The organism is Streptomyces sp. DI166, from assembly GCF_900091315.1.
Taxonomy (GTDB): Bacteria; Actinomycetota; Actinomycetes; order Streptomycetales; family Streptomycetaceae; genus Streptomyces; species Streptomyces fuscus.
This window is the reverse complement of the sequence record NZ_FLSP01000020.1, coordinates 80340-101629: the sequence shown is the minus strand read 5'-3', so window position 1 is coordinate 101629 and position 21290 is coordinate 80340. Positions and strand designations below refer to the sequence as shown.

Annotated in this window: 23 protein-coding genes and 1 pseudogene; 6 read left to right on the top strand and 18 right to left on the bottom strand. The window is 71.1% G+C overall.

Going from position 1 to position 21290, the window contains the following annotated elements; all coding sequences use genetic code 11:
- Positions 1-667 (top strand): annotated as a pseudogene (locus tag GA0115233_RS12965) (TerD family protein); the annotation flags it as partial.
- 47 nt (positions 668-714) lie between these two features.
- Here GA0115233_RS12965 and GA0115233_RS12960 read toward each other — a convergent pair.
- The 4 genes from GA0115233_RS12960 to GA0115233_RS12945 form a co-directional block, all read right to left on the bottom strand.
- Positions 715-1731 (bottom strand): 1-aminocyclopropane-1-carboxylate deaminase, encoded by a 1017-nt coding sequence (locus tag GA0115233_RS12960; RefSeq protein WP_093720347.1) that lies wholly within the window; start codon positions 1729-1731, stop codon positions 715-717.
- A 19-nt stretch (positions 1732-1750) separates the two neighbouring features.
- Positions 1751-2395: a GntR family transcriptional regulator gene (locus GA0115233_RS12955; RefSeq protein ID WP_093720346.1), complete on the bottom strand. Its 645-nt coding sequence runs from the start codon at positions 2393-2395 to the stop codon at positions 1751-1753.
- Positions 2396-2499: 104 nt separating this feature from the next.
- Positions 2500-4083, bottom strand: a complete 1584-nt coding sequence (locus GA0115233_RS12950; RefSeq protein WP_093720345.1) for a TROVE domain-containing protein — start codon at positions 4081-4083, stop codon at positions 2500-2502.
- Between the two features lie 361 nt (positions 4084-4444).
- On the bottom strand, positions 4445-5872 hold the full coding sequence (locus GA0115233_RS12945) for a hypothetical protein (RefSeq protein WP_093720344.1): 1428 nt from the start codon (positions 5870-5872) through the stop codon (positions 4445-4447).
- Positions 5873-6147: 275 nt separating this feature from the next.
- Here GA0115233_RS12945 and GA0115233_RS12940 point away from each other — a divergent pair, with 275 nt between their 5' ends.
- Positions 6148-7977 (top strand): endonuclease/exonuclease/phosphatase family protein, encoded by a 1830-nt coding sequence (locus tag GA0115233_RS12940; RefSeq protein ID WP_093720343.1) that lies wholly within the window; start codon positions 6148-6150, stop codon positions 7975-7977.
- An 11-nt stretch (positions 7978-7988) separates the two neighbouring features.
- Here the strand turns inward: GA0115233_RS12940 and GA0115233_RS12935 are convergent, their stop codons facing one another.
- The 5 genes from GA0115233_RS12935 to GA0115233_RS12915 all read right to left on the bottom strand — a co-directional run bounded on the left by GA0115233_RS12935 (position 7989) and on the right by GA0115233_RS12915 (position 12022).
- Positions 7989-8738: an SRPBCC family protein gene (locus tag GA0115233_RS12935; RefSeq protein WP_093720342.1), complete on the bottom strand. Its 750-nt coding sequence runs from the start codon at positions 8736-8738 to the stop codon at positions 7989-7991.
- Between the two features lie 14 nt (positions 8739-8752).
- Positions 8753-9400: an ArsR/SmtB family transcription factor gene (locus tag GA0115233_RS12930; protein WP_093720341.1), complete on the bottom strand. Its 648-nt coding sequence runs from the start codon at positions 9398-9400 to the stop codon at positions 8753-8755.
- Between the two features lie 70 nt (positions 9401-9470).
- Positions 9471-10151, bottom strand: a complete 681-nt coding sequence (locus tag GA0115233_RS12925) for an antibiotic biosynthesis monooxygenase (protein WP_093720340.1) — start codon at positions 10149-10151, stop codon at positions 9471-9473.
- A 120-nt stretch (positions 10152-10271) separates the two neighbouring features.
- Positions 10272-11063 (bottom strand): ABC transporter permease, encoded by a 792-nt coding sequence (locus tag GA0115233_RS12920; RefSeq protein WP_093720339.1) that lies wholly within the window; start codon positions 11061-11063, stop codon positions 10272-10274.
- On the bottom strand, positions 11060-12022 hold the full coding sequence (locus GA0115233_RS12915; RefSeq protein WP_093720338.1) for an ATP-binding cassette domain-containing protein: 963 nt from the start codon (positions 12020-12022) through the stop codon (positions 11060-11062). The genes GA0115233_RS12920 and GA0115233_RS12915 overlap by 4 nt, the downstream gene beginning before the upstream one ends.
- 252 nt (positions 12023-12274) lie before the next feature.
- Between GA0115233_RS12915 and GA0115233_RS12910 the strand changes: the two genes are divergently transcribed.
- The gene (locus GA0115233_RS12910) at positions 12275-13009 is read left to right on the top strand and encodes a GbsR/MarR family transcriptional regulator (RefSeq protein ID WP_093720337.1); all 735 of its coding nucleotides are present in this window, start codon (positions 12275-12277) and stop codon (positions 13007-13009) included.
- A gap of 180 nt (positions 13010-13189) precedes the next feature.
- Here GA0115233_RS12910 and GA0115233_RS12905 read toward each other — a convergent pair whose 3' ends face one another.
- Entirely contained in the window at positions 13190-13855 is a 666-nt protein-coding gene (locus GA0115233_RS12905) for a hypothetical protein (RefSeq protein WP_093720336.1), read from the bottom strand.
- Positions 13852-13992, bottom strand: a complete 141-nt coding sequence (locus tag GA0115233_RS40990; protein ID WP_176711754.1) for a hypothetical protein — start codon at positions 13990-13992, stop codon at positions 13852-13854. Before GA0115233_RS40990 ends, GA0115233_RS12905 begins: the two co-directional genes overlap by 4 nt.
- A 171-nt stretch (positions 13993-14163) precedes the next feature.
- On the opposite strand from GA0115233_RS40990, the gene dapA reads away from it, so the two are divergent.
- Positions 14164-15060, top strand: a complete 897-nt coding sequence (gene dapA, locus GA0115233_RS12900; RefSeq protein ID WP_093720335.1) for a 4-hydroxy-tetrahydrodipicolinate synthase — start codon at positions 14164-14166, stop codon at positions 15058-15060.
- Here dapA and GA0115233_RS12895 read toward each other — a convergent pair whose 3' ends face one another.
- Complete coding sequence (locus GA0115233_RS12895) at positions 15061-16305, bottom strand: hypothetical protein (protein WP_093720334.1); 1245 nt, start codon at positions 16303-16305, stop codon at positions 15061-15063. It lies immediately after the preceding gene.
- Positions 16302-16844 (bottom strand): SigE family RNA polymerase sigma factor, encoded by a 543-nt coding sequence (locus GA0115233_RS12890; RefSeq protein WP_093720354.1) that lies wholly within the window; start codon positions 16842-16844, stop codon positions 16302-16304. Before GA0115233_RS12890 ends, GA0115233_RS12895 begins: the two co-directional genes overlap by 4 nt.
- A gap of 135 nt (positions 16845-16979) precedes the next feature.
- On the opposite strand from GA0115233_RS12890, the gene GA0115233_RS12885 reads away from it, so the two are divergent.
- Positions 16980-17480, top strand: coding sequence for a hypothetical protein (locus tag GA0115233_RS12885; protein ID WP_093720333.1), 501 nt, complete (start codon positions 16980-16982; stop codon positions 17478-17480).
- A 66-nt stretch (positions 17481-17546) separates the two neighbouring features.
- Here GA0115233_RS12885 and dapD read toward each other — a convergent pair whose 3' ends face one another.
- The 3 genes from dapD to GA0115233_RS12870 are packed head-to-tail and all read right to left on the bottom strand — an operon-like array spanning position 17547 to position 19468.
- The gene (gene dapD / locus GA0115233_RS12880; protein ID WP_093720332.1) at positions 17547-18536 is read right to left on the bottom strand and encodes a 2,3,4,5-tetrahydropyridine-2,6-dicarboxylate N-succinyltransferase; all 990 of its coding nucleotides are present in this window, start codon (positions 18534-18536) and stop codon (positions 17547-17549) included.
- 54 nt (positions 18537-18590) lie between these two features.
- Entirely contained in the window at positions 18591-19145 is a 555-nt protein-coding gene (locus tag GA0115233_RS12875) for a TetR/AcrR family transcriptional regulator (protein WP_093720331.1), read from the bottom strand.
- Entirely contained in the window at positions 19145-19468 is a 324-nt protein-coding gene (locus GA0115233_RS12870) for a DMT family transporter (protein ID WP_093720330.1), read from the bottom strand. The genes GA0115233_RS12875 and GA0115233_RS12870 overlap by 1 nt, the downstream gene beginning before the upstream one ends.
- 166 nt (positions 19469-19634) lie before the next feature.
- On the opposite strand from GA0115233_RS12870, the gene GA0115233_RS12865 reads away from it, so the two are divergent.
- Positions 19635-20414, top strand: coding sequence for an AbfB domain-containing protein (locus tag GA0115233_RS12865; protein ID WP_093720329.1), 780 nt, complete (start codon positions 19635-19637; stop codon positions 20412-20414).
- Positions 20415-20481: 67 nt separating this feature from the next.
- Here GA0115233_RS12865 and GA0115233_RS12860 read toward each other — a convergent pair whose 3' ends face one another.
- Together GA0115233_RS12860 and sufU are read right to left on the bottom strand one after the other, a co-directional pair.
- On the bottom strand, positions 20482-20814 hold the full coding sequence (locus GA0115233_RS12860) for a metal-sulfur cluster assembly factor (protein WP_093720328.1): 333 nt from the start codon (positions 20812-20814) through the stop codon (positions 20482-20484).
- Positions 20811-21278 carry a Fe-S cluster assembly sulfur transfer protein SufU gene (gene sufU / locus GA0115233_RS12855; RefSeq protein WP_093720327.1) on the bottom strand — a complete coding sequence of 156 codons (468 nt, stop codon included), beginning with the start codon at positions 21276-21278 and terminating at the stop codon, positions 20811-20813. The genes GA0115233_RS12860 and sufU overlap by 4 nt, the downstream gene beginning before the upstream one ends.
- Positions 21279-21290: the final 12 nt, after the last annotated feature.

Here is a 21290-nt window from a genome sequence, read left to right as displayed (position 1 = left end):
CGCCCGCGGCCCCGCCCGCCCCCCAGATGCAGACCCCGCCGCCCCCGGCCGCACCCCCGCCGCGGCACCGGCCGCCGCCCCCGGCACCGGAAAGATCAACCTCGACAAGGGCCGCGTCAGCCTCCAGAAGAACCAGACCGTCTCCCTCATCAAGGGCGGCCGCCCGCTGCTCTCCCAGGTCAAGATGGGCCTCGGCTGGGAGCCCGCGTTCCGCGGCAAGGACATCGACCTCGACGCCTCGGTGATCGCCTACGGCCCGCAGCGCAACCACATCGACAGCTGCTACTTCGGCAAGCTCCAGATCGTCAACGGCGCGATCCGCCACTCCGGCGACAACCTCACGGGCGAGGGCGCGGGCGACGACGAGGTCATCACCGTCGACCTCGGCCGGCTGCCCCAGGACGTCACCGGCCTGGTCTTCACCGTGAACTCCTTCTCCGGGCAGAAGTTCACCGAGGTCGCCAAGGCCTACTGCCGTCTGATGGACGCCACCACCGGCGAGGAACTGGTCCGCTTCGACCTCACCGGCGCCGAGCCCCAGACCGGTGTGATCATGGCCAAGCTGATCCGCCAGTTCTCCGGCGAGTGGGAGATGACGGCGGTGGGCGACTTCGTGAAGTCCCGCACCGTCCGCGGCATGGTCAAGCCCGCGGCCCAGGCGCTGTAACGGCACGACGGGGGCGCCTCGCGCAGGGGCGCCCCCGTACCAGCGGCTCAGAACAGCGCGCTGTAGGCGTTCAACGCGGGCTGCCCGCCCAGGTGCGCGTACAGGACCGTCGAGTCCCGCCCGATCTCCCCGCGCGACACCAGGTCGATCAGCCCGGCCATCGACTTCCCCTCGTACACCGGGTCCGTGACCATCCCCTCGGTCCGCGCGGCGAGCTTCATCGCGTCCAGGGTCGACTCGTCGGGTATCCCGTACGTCCCCGCGTGGTACCGCTCGTCCAGTTCGATGTCCTCGACGGTCAGTTCCTCGCGTACGCCGATCAACTGCCCGGTGTTCCGGGCGATCCGCGCGATCTGCTCCCGGGTCCGCGTGGGCTCGGCCGAGGCGTCCACCCCGATGACGCGCCGCGCACGGCCCCCGGCCTCCTCCAGCGCCCGGAACCCGGCGACCATCCCGGCCTGCGTCGAGCCGGTCACCGAGCAGACGATCACGGTGTCGAAGAAGACGCCCGATTCGCGTTCCTGCTCGGCGACTTCGTACGCCCACCCCGCGAAGCCCAGCCCGCCGAGCGGATGGTCGGAGGCCCCGGCCGGGATGGCGTACGGCTTGCCGCCCGACTCCTCGACCTCCCTCAGCGCCTGTTCCCAGCTCTCCTTGAACCCGATGCCGAACCCGGCCCGCACCAGGCGGACATCGGCCCCGGCGAGCCTGCTGACGAGGATGTTGCCGACCTTGTCGTAGACCGCGTCCGGCCAGTCCACCCAGCTCTCCTGCACCAGTACGCACTTGAGCCCGGCCCGGGCGGCGACCGCGGCGACCTGGCGGGTGTGGTTGGACTGCACCCCGCCGATCGACACCAGCGTGTCGCAGCCCTGGGCGAGCGCGTCGGCGACCAGGTACTCCAGCTTGCGCGTCTTGTTGCCGCCGTAGGCGATCCCGGAGTTGCAGTCCTCCCGCTTGGCCCACACGGAGGCGCCGCCGAGGTGGGCGGTCAGCCGTTCCAGCCGGTGCACCGGCGAGGGGCCGAAAAGGAGCGGGTAACGCTGGAAGGAATCAAGGGACATACGGTCCTCCGTGATCGACTCAGTCGGCGGCCAGCTCCTCCAGCCCCCGCCAGATCTCCGCCGTGACCCGGACCGCCTCGTCCGTGTCACCGTCCGCGCACGCCGCGATCAGCCGCTCGTGCAGCCCCGGCGAACGGCAGGCGCCGCCCTCGCCGAAGCGCCGTCGTTCCAGACGTCGGATGAGCGGGGTGTAGCGGGCGACGGTGGCCGCCGCCGCGCGGTTGCCGCAGGCCAGGATCAGCACCTCGTGCAGGTCGTCGTCGGCGCGCAGGGCGGCGTCGACGTCGCCGCTGCCGACCGCGTCGGCGAACCGGGCGTTGGCCTCGCGCATCGCTTCGATGTCCGGGGCGCCCAGCCTGGGCACGGCCACCCGGGTGGCCAGCTCGTGCATGGCCCCGACGACCGCCGCCGCGTCCCGGACGTCCGCGGCGACGACGGGGGTCACCCGGGTATAGCTCTGCGGCTTGCTCTCCAGCAGGCCCTCGTCCACCAGCCGCGCGAACGCCTCGCGCACCGGCGCCCGGGACAGCCCGAGCCGCTCGGCGAGATCGGCGTCCCGCACCACGGCGCCGGGCTCGATCTCCCCGGCCACGATGGCGTCCCGGATGGCGGTGTAGGCGCGGTCCCTGAGCAGGGTGCGCCCGACGGGTCGGATGGCCTCCATGAACTGAAATGTTAGATGTCAGTCCGGGTCCGGGCAAGGGTGTGGCCCGCACCCCCGTGAAGTGCGGGCCACGCTCAAGGGAACCGGGGCTCGGTGGCCCGGACTCAGCCCACCCAGGGCCAGTCGGCGTCCCGGGCGGACTCCAGGAGCGGCACCATCCGGAAGGCCGCGTCGGACAGGCCACCGAAGGTGTGCCGGTTGCCGTCACCGGACGGGCCGTGGCCCGCGCGGTAACCGGCGAGGTTCCAGGTGTAGACCGGGACATGGGCCGGGACCTGCTCGGTCGGGCCGCCGTGCCGGTTGAACGCGTACTGCTCGTCCGTGACGATCAGCACCCGGTCCTGGCCCCGGTAGTGGGCCCGTACCGCCGAGGTGGTGTCGGTGCCGCCCAGGTCGCCGAAGCGCTCCAGGACCTTGAGCACCGACTCGCCCTTGCCGAAGCTCAGCCGCCGGCTCGTCGTACCGAACTCGACGAGGTCCGCGTCCGCCGCCCGCAGCGCGAGCGCCGTACCGAAGATCGCCGCCGCGTCGGCCCGGTTGAGCTGCGAGCGGTCCGACAGCCGCGAGTAGAACATCGAGCCCGAGCGGTCCACCAGCACCAGCGTCCGGCCGGGCAGCGCGGGCACGTTGGCCAGCGAGTGGCCGAGCGCCTGCTCCAGCGGGTACGCCCAGCGCAGCGACGGCGCGTGCTGGTAGGCGGCCAGGTACCGGAACGGGAACTGCCGGGAACGCGCGACCTCCGCCGGGTCGCTGATCCGGGCGGCGACCCGCGCCGCGACCTCGTCCGAGACACCGGCCTCGTCGAAGTTGCGCAGGTTGCGCAGCAGCGCCATCAGGCCCATCGACGGGATCACGGCCTCCCAGGCGGCCCGGTCCATCGGGCCCTGGAGCCAGCCCGCCAGCGCCTCCCAGGTCATCCCGGCCGCCGCGAGCCGCTCGGCGCCGCCGTCGGAGGTGACGACCGCACGCCGCTGCTCGACGGGCAGCGCCATCAGCTCGCGGTGCGCGGCCAGGGTCCGGCTGGACGCGGGCGGTACGGCGGTGTCGGGGTTGTGGCGCCGGTCGAGGGCGTACTTGAACAGCTCGCCCTGCCAGGGCTTGGCCGGGTCGGGCGCGGCGTGCACCAGGTTGAGGATGTCGCCGAAGCGGTAGCCCTTGGACGCGGTGTCGTACTTCAGCAGCGCCTTGCCGGTGTAGAGCCGCCGTACGGCGTCGGCGATGCCCCGCTTGACAGGCTTGGGGATGTTGCGGCCGTAGTGCGCCGTCCAGTACGCGAGCAGCTCGCCCGGCTCGTCGGGCCGCTGGAGCACCGAGTCCACGACCCGCCGGTTCGACGGGCCCTCGGTCGCACCGGCGTCCAGGCGGGCCCGGACGTACTCGGCGGCGCCCACGACGGCCGCGGTGCGCAGGTTGCCCTCGCCGCGCAGCCAGCCGAGCAGACCGGCGGTCCACTCCGGGTCGGTGACCGCCAGCTCGCGCACCAGGGTGCGGAACCGGTCGTCGCGGTCGGCGCCGGACTCGTAGAAGGTCTGCTGGGAGACGAAGTTGGCGACCGCGAGCAGGAAGAGCTCCGAGCGCGTGTCGCGCTCGTGGCCCCGGCCGCCCTCGTAGGTGCGCAGCACCCGGCCGGTCGAGGTGATCCGGGAGGCGAGACGTGCCTTCGCGGTGCGGACGTTGAAGCGGGACATGCTGAATTCCCCCCGAATTCACAGTGGTTACGGAGGGAGGCACAGCAAATGGAGGATGCCCGAGATCAGGAGTCGGCGACGGAACAAGTCAGATGCTCTATCCGGTTGAGCTACACCGACCCGAAGTCGATGACGGGATTCGAACCCGCAACCTTCTGATCCCAATGAAGTAACCGTTGCCTGCGCACCGGGCACCCACCATGAGCTGCGCCTCCCGAGATCAATTCGGCGGCGGCGTTGTTTTCTTTGCAAGAGAAGTAGCCGCTGCCTTCGCACCGGGAGGTGCGTGCTGTCGTGATCTCACTGTAGGAGGCGGGGTATTCGGCGCGCGATGGATTTAATCGGGCCCGCACTCCACCCCTCAGGGCTGCGAACGGGCCTTGAAGGCCGCCTTGCGTGCCTCCTTCGCGATCCGCTTGTCGGGGTGCAGCCGTCCCATCGCCTCCAGCACCTCGGCGGTGGCGGGGTGGTCCACCCGCCATACGGCCGCGAAGAACCCGCTGTGCTGCTGGGCGAGGCCTTCCACCAGGGCGCGCAGTTCCTCGGAGTTGCCCTCGGCGGCGAGTTGGGCGGCGACCGTGTCGATGGTCAGCCAGTACACCATCGCCTCGGACGGCGCGGGCACGTCCGGCGCGCCCCGTTCGGTGAGCCAGACCCGGGCGAGGCCGCCCAGCTCCGGGTCGTCCAGCACTTCCCGCAGCGCGGGTTCCGCCTCGGCGCCCACCAGGGACAGCGCCTGCTGGCAGCGCAGCCTGCGCAGCGGGGCGCCCGCGTCGGCGCCCCGGGCGGCGGCCAGCAACTCCCGTGCGGCGGGCAGTACTTCGCGCCGGGTGAGCCACTGCTCGGTCTCCGCCTGCGCGGCACCGGGCGGGAAGGCGGCGGTGCCGTCGAGCAGCACGTCGGCACCCTTGTCGGCGAGTTCACCGACGGCCGGTGCGGTGAAGCCGGCCTCCAGCAGCCGGGCCCGCAGGCCGTACAGCCCGAGCGGGGTGAGCCGGACCATGCCGTAGCGCGTGACGTCGGTGTCGTCGACCGGCGCGGCGGGTTCCTCGTCGGCGTCGGCCATCAGCGCCTCGTCGACCGGCTGGTACGCCACCAGGCCGGCCGGCTCCAGCATCCGGAACTGGTCGTCGAGGCGCATCATCGCGTCGGAGACCTGTTCCAGTACGTCGTTGGTGGGCTCGCCCATGTCGGCGGGGACGATGACCGAGGCGGCCAGCGCGGGCAGCGGCACGGAGGCGTCGGCGGGGCCCTCCTCGCTGGCGGTGAGCAGGTAGAGGTTGCCGAGGACGCCGTCGAGGAACTCCGCCTCGGCCTCGGGGTCCCACTCCAGCCGGGAGAAGTCGATCTCGCCGCCCTCTTCCAGGTCCACGGCGTCGAGGAGGTCGTCGAGGTCGGGCACCGAGGCGTCCGCGAGCACCGTCTCCAGCGCGGACAGCCAGACGGCGAGCACGTCGTGCGGGGTGCCGCCGGTGAGCAGGGCCAGGTCGGCGCCCGGCGCGACGGTGCCCTCCTCCTCGTCGACGATCTCCACGAGTCCGGCGTCGACCGCGACGCGCCAGGCCTCGCTCGCGTAGGCGGCGGCGTCGTCGCCGGTGAGGCCGAGGAGTTCGGCGGCGGCGGGCAGTTGCTCCTCGACCAGGCCGCCGCCCGCGTCGACGCGGGTGTCGGGTCCGGCCCAGCGGGCCAGCCGGGCGGCCCGGGAGAGCAGGGGCGTGGACAACGCGTCCCGCGCCAGCTCCGCTTCGGGGTGCAGCCGTACCGGCGGCAGGGGGGAGCTGTCTGACATCGGCTGGTTCTCCTCGGACGCGTCGTGCCACTCAGCCGCTCAGCCTAGACCGCTTTGGCCCCATGCCGCCCGGTTCATCTACCCGTTGGCGGGTGTACATGGCCGAAACCTTGACAAGTGGCCTGACCAGGCTGGAGATTACGCGCGTAGAAATTCATAGGACAGCTGTTCACCGAATCTCTACGCGCGTCGCAGCCGCCTCACCGGTCGCGGCTCCCACGTTCACCACGCTCCACCCTCGTCCCGGCGCCCACGTACGTCCCCGGAGGGATCCCTTGCCGAGCAAGTCGTCCGCGCGCCTCGCCGCGCTCACCGTCGCCGCCGTCTGTTCCGCGACGTCCATCGTCGCCCTGACCTCGCCCGCGCACGCCGATTCGGTGCGCATCCACGACATCCAGGGCACCACGCGAATATCCCCGTACGCCGGACAGCAGGTCACCGATGTGACCGGCGTCGTCACCGGGATCCGCACCTACGGCTCGTCCCGCGGCTTCTGGATCCAGGACCCGAACCCGGACGCCGACCCGGCCACCAGTGAGGGCGTCTTCGTCTTCACCAGCTCCACGCCCAAGGGCGTGGCGGTCGGCGACCTGGTGTCGGTCTCCGGCACCGTCTCGGAGTTCGTACCCGGCGGCACCTCGTCCGGCAACCAGTCGCTGACCGAGATCACCAAGCCGACGTTCACCGTCGTCTCCAGCGGCAACCCGGTCCCGGCCGCGACGGTCATCGACGCCAAGTCGGTCCCGAACGCCTATGTCCCGGACGGTGACACCGCCGCCGACAACTCGATCAACGCCCTGCCGCTGCGGCCGTCGAAGTACGCCCTGGACCGCTACGAGTCCCTGGAGGGCATGAACGTCCAGGTCTCCGACACCCGCGTGGTCGGCGCCACCGACCCGTACACCGAGCTGTGGGTCACGGTGAAGCCGCGCGAGCACGCCAACCGCCGCGGCGGCACGGTCTACGGCTCCTACGACGCGCAGAACACCGGCCGGCTGCAGATCCAGTCGCTCGGCTCGACCGCCGACTTCCCCAAGGCCAATGTCGGTGACACCCTCACCGGCACCACCTCGGGCCCGCTGGACTACAACCAGTTCGGCGGCTACACCCTGGTCGCCTCGCAGCTCGGCACCCTCAAGAGCGGTGACCTCAAGCGCGAGACCACCGAGAAGCAGCGCCGGGGCGAGCTGGCGGTCGCGACGTACAACGTCGAGAACCTCGACCCGTCCGACGCCACCTTCGACGCGCACGCCGCCGCGATCGTGAACAACCTGCGCTCGCCCGACATCGTGTCGCTGGAGGAGATCCAGGACAACACGGGCTCGAAGAACGACGGTGTGGTCGCCGCCGACCAGACAGTGGGCAAGCTGATCGACGCGATCGTCGCCGCGGGCGGCCCGCGTTACGACTGGCGCGGGGTCGACCCGGCGGACGGCACCGACGGCGGTGAGCCGGGTGGCAACATCCGCCAGGTGTTCCTGTTCAACCCGGAGCGGGTCTCCTTCACCGACCGCGCGGGCGGCGACGCCACCACGGCCGTCGGCGTCAAGAAGGTCCGCGGCAAGGCCGCGCTGACGGTCTCCCCGGGCCGTATCGACCCCACCAACGAGGCGTTCGCCAGCAGCCGCAAGCCGCTCGTCGGCGAGTTCGTCTTCCGGGGCCGCACGGTCATCGTGATCGCCAACCACTTCAACTCCAAGGGCGGCGACCACTCGCTGACCTCGCAGTACCAGCCGGTGGCGCGCAGCTCCGAGACCCAGCGCCACCAGCAGGCGACGCTGGTGAACTCCTTCGTCAAGGACGTCCTGGCCACCGAGAAGAACGCGCGCGTCATCGCCCTGGGCGACATCAACGACTTCGAGTTCTCCGGCACCGCCAGGATCCTGGAGAGCGGCGGCGCCCTGTGGTCGGCGGTCAAGTCGCTGCCGAGGAGCGAGCGTTACTCGTACGTCTACCAGGGCAACAGCCAGGTCCTGGACCAGATCCTGGTCAGCCCGTCGATCCGGCGCGGCTGCGACCTGGAGTACGACAGCGTGCACATCAACGCGGAGTTCAACGACCAGATCAGCGACCACGACCCGCAGGTGCTGCGCTTCAAGCCGTAACCCGGCTCCGGTCAGGGCTGGTTGAACACCTTGTTCAGCCAGCCCTGCCATTCCGCCTCGCACTCCTCGATCTTCGTGCCGGGCGTGAAGTCGTGCAGGGAGATCCCGACCGTGTGGCCCCAGTGGTTGCGCCCGAAGATCCGGGTGAGGCCCCGGCCGGTGCGCAGTCCGATGAAGTAGGGGTCGCGGTAGTCGAGCACGGCGTCGAACTCGTCGGGCCCGTGCACCTTCAGCTCCGTACCGACGGCGGCGTCCGGGCCGATTCCCAGCGCCCGTGCGACGACTTCGAGGGCGTCGGCGCCCTTGGCGGCCTCGGGTCCGTCGAAGGTGGCGAAGGCGGCCGGGCGGGGCGCGAAGTGGGTGAGGTACTCGCGCAGGGTGTGCAGATAGAAGTCGGTGTGCTTGGCGGCGCCGTCGTACTGGTTGTCCCAGTCGTCGACGAAGATCCCGCTGTGCACGTACCGCACCCAGGCCCGCTTGCCGCCGTCGCGGGCCTCGATGGTGTAGTCGAGCTGGTTGCGGGTCTGTACGGCGATGTCCTCGACGTTCTCCACCAGGTTGGCGTAGCGGTGCGGCGGGTCCCAGGCGGTGACCAGGGACCCGAAGGGGCCCCTGCCGCCGACTCGGGGCTCCGGCGGCTCCATCGGCCACAGATAGCCGTCGGTTCCGGCGGTGACGGCCCGGAACACCTCCTCCGGCGTGGCGTCGACCTCGAACTCGCGGGCGATCTCGAATTCCCGGGCTTTGTCGTCCTTGGGCATGTCGGGCTCCTGAACTAGGCCGAGATCTCGCCGGGGGTCTCCGGCGGTGTCGTCTCGGGTGGCTGAGTCGTCTCGGGTGGCGTCTTGAGGGTGGGGTGGACGGCCACGACGATCCGGTGGTCCCGGCCGCTCTCGGCGTCCGGGGCGTCGTACTTCTGGATCAGCGCGGTGACTCCGGCCGTCAACTCCTGGATGAACGCGGCCCGTTCGGCGGCCGAGGCGAAGCGCACCTCGCCGTCCAGGGCGTAGGTCGCGAGCCGCTTGCGCGCCTTGGCGGCGCCGGTGATCAGCGAACCCACGTCCCGCACCAGCCGGGCGCCGAGCGCCAGCAGCCAGCGCGCCGAGAGCTGGTCCCGGAAGCGCTCCGGGTCCGGCTGCACGGCGGCCAGGGCCAGCGGCGAGATGACGTACGACGCCGCGGTCGCCCGCATCAGCCGCTCGGTGACATTGCCCTTGCGGCGCTCCCCGGCCAGCTCGACCAGGCCGTGCCGCTCCAGCGTCTTCAGGTGGTAGTTCACCTTCTGCCGGGGCAGCCCGACCTTCCCGGCGAGCATGGCGGCCGACGCGGGGCCGGCGGCCAGCTCGGCGAGCAGCCGGGCCCGGACGGGGTCCAGGGTGACGGCCGCCGCCTCGGGGTCCTCGATCACGGTCACGTCCAACATGACTCCACCGTCTCACCGAAAACTTTTTTTGTCCAGGCGAGTGGATTTTTCGGCGAGCCGGGACCGTGCCCTACGGCTCAAGCCCGAGCGCGTGCCGGTACCGCCTGCCGGTGAACCCCTTGACGCCGGGGAAGGTCCGTACGCGCGCCCATTCGGGCGACTCGGGCCCGGCGATGGCCGCGTCATAGGCACGGCCGCTCTCCCACTCGGCGTAATTCAGCACGTGCGTGCCATCGGTACTGAGGTGGAAGTGCGCGGCGATCAGCCCGGGATCGGCGTCGGGCCCGGCGAGCGTCTCCAGCACCAGGTCCACGAAGTCGGCCCGCTTCCCGGCGGCGTCCGCGTCGAAGTCGATCCGCACGGTGACGACGAGTCCGGCCACGCGCCGGTCGCCGTCGGCGCGCGGATGGCTGCGGTACCGCCGGTACCGGTCCAGCCGCACCCGCTCGATCCCCGGCACGGCGGTGTCGATCTCGTCGTTGCGCTCCTGCCGATGCGTCCGGACGAAAGCCTCGTACCCCTGCTCCGAACGCCACTGGGAGTGGTGCATCAGCGAGCTGCCGTCGAGCCCGGTGTAGAGGTGGTAGCTCAGCAGCTCGGGGCTCCCCCAGGGCCGCCGCTCCCAGGCACGGGCGACGGCCTCGACCGTGGCCGCCTGCCGCTCGGGGGTGCCCACCTGCCAGTGGCTGAAGAAGGGGGCGTCGGCACTGGGCCGGGTGAGGTCGGGATGGGTGTGGGTACGACGGGTCATGGCATGGCCTCCTGCACGGGGTGATCGGACGTCGTTCGCGCCTACGTGGATCACCCTCGGCCCTCAAGCTTGGTTGAGGTCAAGTGAGGGCTTTGCGGGGCGGGTTGAGGTGGCGCGCCGCTACTTCGGGTCGGCGTCGAACTTCGAGGTGGCCCAGAAGTAGCCGAGCACCGTGAGCCCGAGGCACCAGGCGAGGGCGAGCCACCCGTCGTGGCCGATCTCCGTGCCGAGCAGGAGTCCGCGCAGGGTCTCGATGGCCGGGGTGAAGGGCTGGTACTCGGCGACCGGCCGGAACCAGCCCGGCATCGCGTCCAGCGGCACGAAGGCGCTGGACAGCAGCGGCAGCAGGATCAACGGGACCGCGTTGTTGCTGGCGGCCTCCGCGTTCGGGCTGATCAGACCCATACCGACGGCGATCCAGGTGAGCGCGGTGGCGAACAGCACGAGCAGCCCGAAGGCCGCGAGCCACTCCAGGGGCCCCGCGCCGTGGGACCGGAATCCGATGGCCACGGCGACCGCACCGACGAGGACGACACTGACGACGCATTGGAGCACACTGCCCACGACGTGCCCGATGAGCACCGAGGGCCGGTGGATGGCCATGGTGCGGAAGCGGGCGATGATGCCCTCGGTCATGTCGTTGCAGACGGAGACCGCGGTACCGATCGTCGTGCTCCCTATGGTCATCAGCAGCAGCCCGGGGACGACATAGGCGATGTACGCGGAACGGTCGGGAGCGCCGCCGCCGATGCCCGCGCTCATGGTGTCGCCGAAGACGTAGACGAAGAGCAACAACAGCATGATCGGCGTGAGCAGGAGGTTGAGGGTGAGCGACGGGTAGCGCCGCGCGTGGAGGAGGTTGCGCCGCAGCATCGTGGACGAGTCGCGAACGGCGAGGGAGAAGGTGCTCATCGGGCGGTCTCCTTGGACTGGTGGGGGACGCGGGTCCCGTCGGTGAGGGCGAGGAAGACGTCGTCGAGGTCGGGGGTGTGCACGGTCAGCTCGTCGGCCTCGACTCCGGCGGAGTCCAGCCAGTCCAGGAGGGACCGCAGTTCGCGCTGGCTGCCGTCGCTGGGCAGGCGGAGGGAGAGGCTCTCGTCGTCGCGGGTGCCCTCGCCCAGGGCGGTGACGGCGGCCCGGTAGGCGGCGGGGTCGGTGAACCGGAGGCGGACGTGCCCGCCCGGGACGAGCCGCTTCAGCTCCTCGGCGGTGCCTTCGGCGGCGATGGTGCCGTGGTGCAGGACGGCGATGCGGTCGGCGAGTTCGTCGGCCTCCTCCAGGTACTGGGTGGTGAGGAAGACGGTGACGCCGCCGGTGACCAGCTCACGGATGATCTGCCACATGGTGTGCCGGGAGCGGGGGTCGAGTCCGGTGGTCGGCTCGTCGAGGAAGATGATCCGCGGGCTGCCGACCAGGGTCATGGCGATGTCGAGCCGCCGCTTCATGCCGCCGGAGTAGGTGGCGGCGGGCTTGTCGGCGACGTCGGCGAGATCGAACCGCTCCAGCAACTCGGCCGCCACGGCGCGCCCTTCGCGCTTGCCGAGGTGGTGCAGGTCGGCCATGAGGAGCATGTTCTCGGTGCCGGTGATCAGCCCGTCCACGGCCGAGAACTGCCCGGTCACTCCGATGGCGCCACGGATGGCCTGCGCCTCGGTCCCGAGGTCGTGCCCCCCGATGTGGACGGGCCCGCTGTCCGGGTCGGCGGAGATGAGCGTGGAGAGGATCTTGACGACGGTGGTCTTGCCGGCCCCGTTCGGACCGAGCAGGGAGAAGACGGTGCCTTCCGGGACGGTGAGGTCGACTCCGTCGAGGACGGTTCGGTCGCCGTAGGACTTGCGCAGTCCGTGGACGGAGATGGCGGGGCGGGGCATGTGGGCTCCTGGTGATTCCCTGATGTTTTCCGATGATGAAAACGCTACGTTGCATTCACGATTCCATCAATGAGTCCGTTGCATAAATAGTCCATCAACGCAGGTCAAAGGATAGATTTCATTGCAACGAATCACGAAAAAACGCAACGCCCGCAAGCCCATTCGTTGCAATAAAAAGGGAACGAACGCTATGCTCGCAGCACCGCACGACCACACCACCGACTCAAAACAAGCAGCCAGGAGAGGACCGCGATGCCGGGAGGCCGACTCACCCAGGCGGAACGTCAGCAGATCGCGCTGGGGCTGGCCGACGGCCTGGCCTACGCCGAGATCGCCCGGCGGCTGGAGCGGCCGACGTCGACGGTGACCCGCGAGGTGATGCGCAACGGCGGCCCCACCGGGTACCGCGCCGACCTGGCCCAGCGCGCTACGGAGCGGCGCGCGCACCGGCGCAGGCAGACGGCGCCGAAGGGGTCGGGCACGGCACCGCAGCCGAACAGGCGGGACACGGAGGCGGTACGGGCGTTCGAGGAGGCGCTGACGACGGTCTTCATGCAGTCGGGTACGCCGAAGATGATGGCCCGGGTGATGGCCTGCCTGTGCATCAGCGACTCGGGCAGCCTCACGGCGTCGGAACTCGTACGGCGGTTGCGGGTCAGCCCGGCGTCGGTCTCCAAGGCGGTGTCGTTCCTGGAGAGTCAGGGACTGATCCGCCGGGAGCGGGACGAGCGGCGGCGGGACCGGTACGTGGTGGACGACGACGTCTGGTACCAGTCAATGATCGCCAGCGCCCGGGGGACGGCCCAGATCGCCGCGACGGCACGGGAGGGCGTGGGCATCCTGGGCCCCGACACCCCGGCTGCCGTCCGCCTGGAGAACATCGCCCGCTTCCTGGACTTCATCACGGAGAGCATCACGACAGCGGCGAACCAGGCGAGGGGCATCCTGACGACAAGGCCGACCCCGGCGGACGCCGAAGGCGAATAGGGGCGCGGGGAACCGCGCGACCAGCCCCCACCGGCCCGCACCCGAAGAACAACGCCCGCGCCCGAAGAGCACGGCCCGAGGCCGAAGCGCACCACCCGAGGTCGAAGCGCACCACCCGAGGTCGATGAGCACCGCCCGAGGCCGATGAGCACCGCCCGAGGCCGAAGGGGCGAAGCCCCTTCACCCCCCGCTCCACTCCCCCCGTTCCCCCAACTCCGCCAACTGCACCTGGAACCAGTCCAGACGCGCCTGCAACAGCGCGGCCTCCGCGGCGAGTTCCCGCACCCCCAGCCCGTCGACGGCAGCCCCGGCCGCCTCCGCGACGACCCGCACCCCGTCTCCCGCGAGCCGCTCGAAGGACTCCGGCGAGACAGACCTGCGCCCCCGCAGACACCCCGCGCAGGACGGGACGAGCCCCACCCACCCGGGCCGCCCCCACCCCGCGTCGGCCAGCGCGACCGCCCCCGCCCCGCAGGCACAGGCGGGCACGGAAACCACGCGCACCCGCTGCCGCGCGTACCGGAACCCCAGCTCGAAGCGCAGGTACCGCCCGAGCACGGTCACTTCCAGCAGCACCGCCCCGCGATGCTCCGCCGTGCACAGCAAGCCCTCCGCCGCCGCACGGTCGTGCACGCAGTGGAAGCCGCAGTCGCACCGCCGATGCGGCGCCGGGTGCCGCAGCCCGTACACACAGGACGCGTCGGCCACCACTCCGTACGGCAGCGCGCCGCCGAGCGACACACCGGTGAACCCGGCCCGGGTACCGTCCGAGGACAGCACGGGGTAGGCGATCTTGTACCCGGTCGGCGGCTCCGCAGGACGTTCCTCCGGAAGCCGCAGCCTCATCGGGCGACCGGTACCTCTTCGGGAGCCGCCAGCTCCTCGGTCTCCACGGCTTCGGCCACCGGGGTCTCCGGCACTTCGTCGTGAACCTGCGGCCGCTCCTCGGCGAATCCGGTGGCCAGTGCCTTACCGAGCTTCATGACGCCTCCAGGACCAGGGGTCGTTGACCGTCCGGCCCATAGTGACCCATGACGCCCACTTTGGACATAGGGCAGGTGGCCGCCGAGCCACCCGCCCCCCACAGCCACTTAACAATACTTCTCACGAAATTTAAGTGGAGCTACACCATCACCCGCCCGAGACTACAAGCCATGAAGCCAACCACCACCCCCTTCGGCCGCACCCTCTGCGCCATGATCACCCCCTTCACCGCCGACGGCGCCCTGGACCTGCCCGGCGCCCAACGCCTCGCGGAGCACCTGGTGTCGAAGGGCTGCGACGGCCTGGTCCTGTCCGGCACCACGGGCGAGTCCCCCACCACCACGGACGAGGAGAAGACCGACCTCGTCCGCGCGGTAGGGGAAGCCGTCGGCGACCGCGCATCCGTCGTCGCGGGAGTGGGCACCTCCGACACCCGCCACACCACCGAACTCGCCCTGGCCGCCGAAAAGGCGGGGGCGGACGGCCTGTTGGTGGTGGCGCCCTACTACAGCCGACCCCCGCAGGACGCCCTGGAGGCCCACTTCCGGCATATCGCCGACGCCTGCGGCCTCCCGCTCACGCTGTACGACATCCCCGGCCGCACCGGCGTCCGCATCGAAGCCGACACCATGCTCCGACTCGCCGAGCACCCGAGGATCGTCGCGGTGAAGGACTGCTCCTACGACTTCCTCGCCGCCCAGAAGGTCATCTCCCGTACCGACCTGGCCTACTACGCGGGCTGCGACGAACACATCCTCGCCCTGTACGCGGTCGGCGGCGCGGGCTGCATCAGCACCGTGGCGAACGCGGCCCCGGCCCAACTCCGTGCCGTACTGGACGCCTTCGACGCGGGCCGCACCGCGGAGGCCGCCGCCCTCCAGCACCGGGCGACCCCTCTCATCGAGTCGATGATGTGCGCGGGCCTGCCCGGCACGGTCACCGCCAAGTCCCTCCTCAACGGACTCGGCCTCCCCGCGGGCCCGGTACGCCCACCCCTGCGGCCCGCCGACCGGGAGACGGCCGACGGGCTGAGGGCGACGTACGAGGAACTGATCGCCGGGACGTGATCAGCGCGTCACGAACACGGGCTCCCACGTCCGCTCGAACCCGTCGTCCGGATCCCGCTCCCCGCTCAGCGGCACGATGGTGTCGCTCCCGATCGTGACCATGACCAGCCGGTCCTTGTACCCGTCGCCGTCGTTCAGTCCCGTGGTCCGCTCCCAGGCGAACAGCCGCCGGTCGTCCGCCCAGGCGAGCAGATGCCCACCCCGCACCTTGGTGATCTCCGCACCGGTACGGGGATCACGGATCGAGGAGTACGACTTCCCGGGCTCGCCGGGCTTGCCGTCGACCTCCTTCGTCAGCCCCAGGGCGGCGAGTTCGCCGTTCGGGGAGAGCCTGGCGGGTACGTCCCAGCGCAGGTGCTTCTCGTCGGCGGGCGGCTCGACCTGATCACCGTCGGACAGGTCGTAGAACTTCTCCAAGCCGTCCTGCCCCCCGACCACACGCGCGTACAGGCGGGCATCGTCCCGGGTGAAGGCGAAGTCCGCGCGCCCCCAGACATCACGTCCGGCCTCGACCTCCCGCCAGGGCCCGACGACCGTGCCCCCGGCGACGTCCACGAGGAAGAACCCGGTCCGGGTCGTGCCGTTCCGCTGGACCAGCGTGAGGGGGGAGTCCTTCTCGCCTTCGGTCTGGACGCGCTCCCCGAGGTCGGGATGCTCGTCGTAGGTCGTCGCGACCAGTTGGCTCCCGTCGCTGGAGTACGCCAGCCCGCCGATCCCCCGCTCGACCGGGATCCACCGCTCGACCTCCCCCGTCGCGAGGTCGAGCAGTCCGATCCGGTTCGCGGGGAGGTCCCGTTCGAGGACGGCGGCGGTCCTGGCACCCGGAGCGACGGCGACGTAGGACCAACGGCCGTCCTCGCGATAGGTGTTGGTGCGGGGATCGAGCAGCCAGTACGTCCGCTCGACGACCCCCTCGCCCTTGCCCTTCGCCACCAGCTTCTGCGTGTAGTAGGTGGCGAGCACGGTCTGCCCGACGGCGATCCCCTTCCTGGGCGCCGACGGATCCCGCTGACTCCTCACCTGAGCGGCACGCCGGTCATCGTCCCGGCCGCTGCCCTCCACCAACTGCGGCACGGCCACCGTCACGGCGACCACGGCGGCGGTGGCCACCGCCACTGCGGCAACCCGGCGCGTACGCCTGCGCCGACGCGCGACCAGTACGCGATCGGCGAGCCCGGGGCGCGCCGGGGGCTGCTCGTCGGCCAGGTCCCGCAGGGTGTCCTGGACGAGTTCCTCGACATTCACGGACGTACCTCCAAGGGGGACAGGCCGGGCATCGGCTCCGGCACGGTGAGGCCGGCCAGTTCGGGCGCGACGGCGCGCAGCCGGGCCAGCGAGCGGTGGGTGGTGGACCGTACAGTCCCCACGGAACAGCCGAGGATCCGGGCCACCTCGGCCTCGGGCAGGTCCTCGAAGTAGCGCAGCACCAGCACCGACCGCTGCCGCGCGGTGAGCCGGGCGAGCGCGCCGCGTATGACGAGCCGCAGCTCGGCGGCGGAGTCGTCGGCCGTGGCGCCGGTGTCGGGCGGCTCGGCGACCGTCACCTCCCGCCGCCGCCACTTCAGCCGCCAGCGGCTGACCTGCTGCCGGTACAGGATCTGCCGTACGTAGGCCTCGGGTTCGTCGATCCGGTTCCAGCGCCCGGCCACCTTGATCAGCGCGTTCTGCAACAAATCCTCCGCGGCGTGCCGGTCGCCGCCGCTGAGCAGCACGGCGGTCCTCAGCAGCGCGGACGAACGGCTCTCCACGAACTCCCGGAAACGCTCCTGCGCCTCGCCATCCATCGTCACCGTCACTTCCCCGGCCGAGCCCCACGCCCGCCCCTCCACCCCCACTGACGCGCCCCACCACCCCCAGCTATGCCACCACCCCAAAAAAATCCCGGGCCCCCAGGACCACCCCTCCCCTACGGTGCCCCCATGCCCCGCCCCCTCCTGTTCCTGGACGTCGACGGCCCCCTGAACCCCTGGGCGGCCCAGCCCGAACGCCGCCCCGAGGGCTACACCACGATCCGGGTCCCCCAGCCCGACCACCGCCGCCCCCTGCGCGTCTGGCTCAACCCCGCCCACGGCCCGTCCCTGCTGGCCCTCGACTACGAGCTGTGCTGGGCGACGACCTGGATGGCCGCCGCCAACCAGTGGATCGCCCCGGTCATCGGTCTCCCCGAACTCCCCTACGTCGACTTCGGCGAGAACCTGTTCGCGCAGCGCCCGGACGGCGTCCACTGGAAGACACCCGCCCTCGTGGAGTACGCCCGGGGCCGCCCCTTCGCCTGGATCGACGACGAACAGACCGCCCCGGACAGCGAGTACGCCACCACCCACCACCCCGCCCCGGCCCTCCTGCACCACGTCAACCCGAGAATCGGCCTGCGCGACCCGGACTTCGCGGTGCTCAAGGAGTTCGCGGCGGGCCTGTGACACGTCAAAGGGAGCCCCGCGGCGCCGGTGCCGCGGGGCTCCCCTGTCGGTCTGCAGCCGGTGAGGCTAGTTGTGGCTGTGCAGAATCTCGTTCAACCCGCCCCACACCGCGTTGTTCGGTCGGGCCTCCACCGTGCCGGTGACCGAGTTGCGACGGAAGAGGATGTTGGAGGCGCCGGAGAGCTCGCGGGCCTTGACGATCTGGCCGTCGGGCATGGTGACGCGGGTGCCGGCGGTGACGTAGAGGCCCGCCTCGACCACGCACTCGTCGCCCAGCGCGATGCCCACACCGGCCTCCGCGCCGATCAGGCAGCGCTCGCCGATGGAGATGATGACGTTGCCGCCGCCGGAGAGGGTGCCCATCGTGGAGGCGCCGCCGCCGATGTCGGAGCCGTCGCCGATGACGACGCCCGCGGAGATACGGCCCTCCACCATCGAGGTGCCCAGGGTGCCCGCGTTGAAGTTGACGAAGCCTTCGTGCATGACCGTCGTGCCCTCGGCGAGGTGCGCGCCGAGGCGGACGCGGTCGGCGTCGGCGATACGGACGCCCTTGGGGGCCACGTAGTCCGTCATGCGCGGGAACTTGTCGATCGAGGTCACCTGGAGGTGCAGGCCCTCGGCGCGGGCGTTGAGGCGGACCTTCTCGATGTCGTCGACCGCGACCGGGCCGAGCGAGGTCCAGGCGACGTTGGCGAGGAAGCCGAACATGCCGTCCAGGCTCTGGCCGTGCGGCTTGACCAGGCGGTGGGAGAGCAGGTGCAGCCGCAGGTAGACGTCGTGGGCGTCGATCGGCTTGGCGTCCAGGGCCGAGATGACCGTGCGGACCGCGACCACCTCGACACCGCGGCGGGCGTCCGGGCCGATCGCCTTCGCCGCGCCCTCGCCGAGCAGTTCCACGGCCCGCTCGGCGGACAGCCGCTCCGTGCCGGACGGGCCGGGCTCGGCGGCGAGCTCGGGCGCGGGGAACCAGGTGTCGAGGACGGTGCCGTCGGCGGCGATCGTGGCGAGGCCGGCGGCAACGGCGCCGGTGGTGCTGGGTGCAGTCGTGTCGGTCATGAGGGCAACCTAACTTGGCGGGGGCCACCGGGGCGAACCGGTGTACCCGGCATCTCACGTGCCGGGCGCGGCCCCGGTGACGACCCGGTCGAGGATGTCGCGCGCGTACTCCTCCTCGTAGGGCGTGCCCGTGAGCAGGACCTGGAGGCAGATGCCGTCCATCAGCGCCACCAGTGCCCGCGCGGTGACCGGGTCCGTGCGGCGGCCGATCAGCTCCGCGAGTTCCGCCGCCCACTCGGCGGCGACCGGGCGCAGGGCGGGGCGGCGGAGTGCGGCGAGGTACAGCTCGCACTCCAGTTCCACACCCGTACGGTCACCGGCGAGCCATTCGCCCATCCAGCCCGCGAGTTCGCCGGCCAGGTCGACGGACGGGTCGGTGAGGCCGCCGCGCGCGGCGACAACCTTGGCGAAGCCCTCGTTGGCCTGCCGCAGCGCGGCCACCATCAGCTCGTCGAGGGTCGCGAAGTGGTACGTCGTCGAACCGAGCGGGACATCCGCCTCGGCCGCGACCGAGCGGTGGGTCAGGCCCGCGAGCCCCTTGCTGCCCACCACGCGGATCGCGGCGTCGATGATCCGCTGCCGCCGCTCGGGGTCGTAGCGCCGGGCCATCAGTGCGCCGCCCCGCCGAGGTTGAGGACCACCACTCCGGCGACGATCAGCAGGATCCCGCTGACCTTCGCCAGGGTCAGTGCCTCACCGAAGGCCAGCAGTCCGATCACGGCGATGCTCGCGGTCCCGACCCCGGCCCAGATGGCGTACGCGGCGCCGATGCCGACGGTCTTCAGGGTCTGGGCGAGCAGTACGAAGGAGATCACGTACCCGAGTCCGGTCAGCAGCGAGGGCCAGAGCCTGCTGAAGCCGTCGCTGTACTTCATCGCGGTGGTCGCGGCCACCTCGGCGGCGATGGCGCCGGCCAGCGTCACGTATCCCATGCGTACGAGCGTACACAACGTTATGTACGTGTGTACACAACGATGCCGTGACCCGGCGGCGGTGTTCCCAGAAAGCGCTCGCTTCAATTTGGTCACACGCGTGCTCGACGGCCTCAACTCTCCACTACTGTGGCCCCGTTCACCCCCTGGGCCGCGAAGGAAGCGCATGCCACACGACACGTCCCGGCCCCCTCAGGACCGTCCCTGGGAGGGCGGCTGGGCTGCGGACACCTCCCGTATACCGGGCACCCGCCGCCTGTGGCTGGCCGGTGCCCTGGCGCTGGCCACCGTCGCCACCTGCGTGACGGCGATCGTCGTCACGCGCAGGCCCGCCGACGACCCGGCCGGCTCGTCGTCCGCCTCCGCCACCGCCGCCCCGCCCGGCCTGATCTCCTACGCCAGTGACTCGCCCTCGCCCTCGGGACCGGCGTCCGAGTCGGCGGAGCGTACGGCGTCCCCCTCCCCCACGGAGAAAGAGCCGAAGCACCACGAGAAGACCAGTGCCGCCGCCGAGCCCTCGGCCACGGCCTCCCCTTCATCCCCCGCCCCCGTGCCGACCGCCACCGAGCGCTCGGTCCGTTCCGTCAACTTCCCCGACCGCGGCTGGCAGGTGAGCGGCGGTCTCGTCCGGCTCACCGGGTCCCCGGACACGTACACCCTGCGCAAGGGCCTGGCGAAGCCGTCCTGTTACTCCTTCGCCACGGCGGACGGCCGCTATCTGCGCCACCGCGACTTCGTCCTGCGCGCCGAACGCGACGACGGGTCCGGGCTGTTCGCCCAGGACGCCACCTTCTGCGCCCGCGACGCCGCCCACGCGGGCGCGGTCATGCTGGAGTCGGTGAACTACCCGGGCCGCTTCCTGCGCCACAAGAACTTCCAACTCCGGCTGGACCTCTACCAGTCCAGCGGGCTGTACCTCGCGGACTCGGCGTTCCGGCTGAACTGAGGCCGCAGACGAAGAAGCGGCGACGCCCCGAGGGGCATCGCCGCTTCTTCGTACGAACAGGCAGGTCTCAGACGTTGAACCCGAGCGCCCGAAGCTGCTCGCGGCCGTCGTCCGTGATCTTGTCCGGGCCCCACGGCGGCATCCAGACCCAGTTGATGCGCAGCTCGCTGACGAGGCCGTCCGTGGCGGACTTGGCCTGGTCCTCGATGACATCGGTCAGCGGGCAGGCCGCCGAGGTCAGGGTCATGTCGACGGTCGCCACATTGGACTCGTCGACGTGGATGCCGTAGATCAGCCCGAGGTTGACGACGTCGATGCCGAGCTCCGGGTCGACGACGTCCATCAGGGCCTCACGGAGCTCTTCCTCCGAGGCCGGCTTCATCTCAACGGTCTCGCTCATGCCGTCTTCCTTTCGGCGTCGGCTCCGTCCAGGGCCTGGGCCGTCGCGTCCTTCCACGCCATCCAGCTCAGGAGGGCGCACTTCACCCGCGCCGGGTACTTGGAGACACCGGCGAACGCGACCGCGTCCTCCAGGACCTCCTCCATCGCGTCGTCGGGCTCGATCCGGCCCTTGGACTGCATCAGCTCCAGGAAGGTCTCCTGGATCCGCTGCGCGTCGGCCAGCTCCTTGCCGACCAGCAGTTCGTTCAGTACGGAGGCCGAAGCCTGGCTGATGGAGCAGCCCTGGCCCTCGTACGACACGTCCTTGATGGTCGTGCCGTCGTACTTCACGCGGAGGGTGATCTCGTCACCGCACGTCGGATTGACGTGGTGCACCTCGGCGTCGCCATCCCGCAAGCCCCGCCCGTGCGGGTTCTTGTAGTGGTCCAGGATGACTTCCTGGTACATCGAGTCCAGCTTCATGCGATCGCTCGC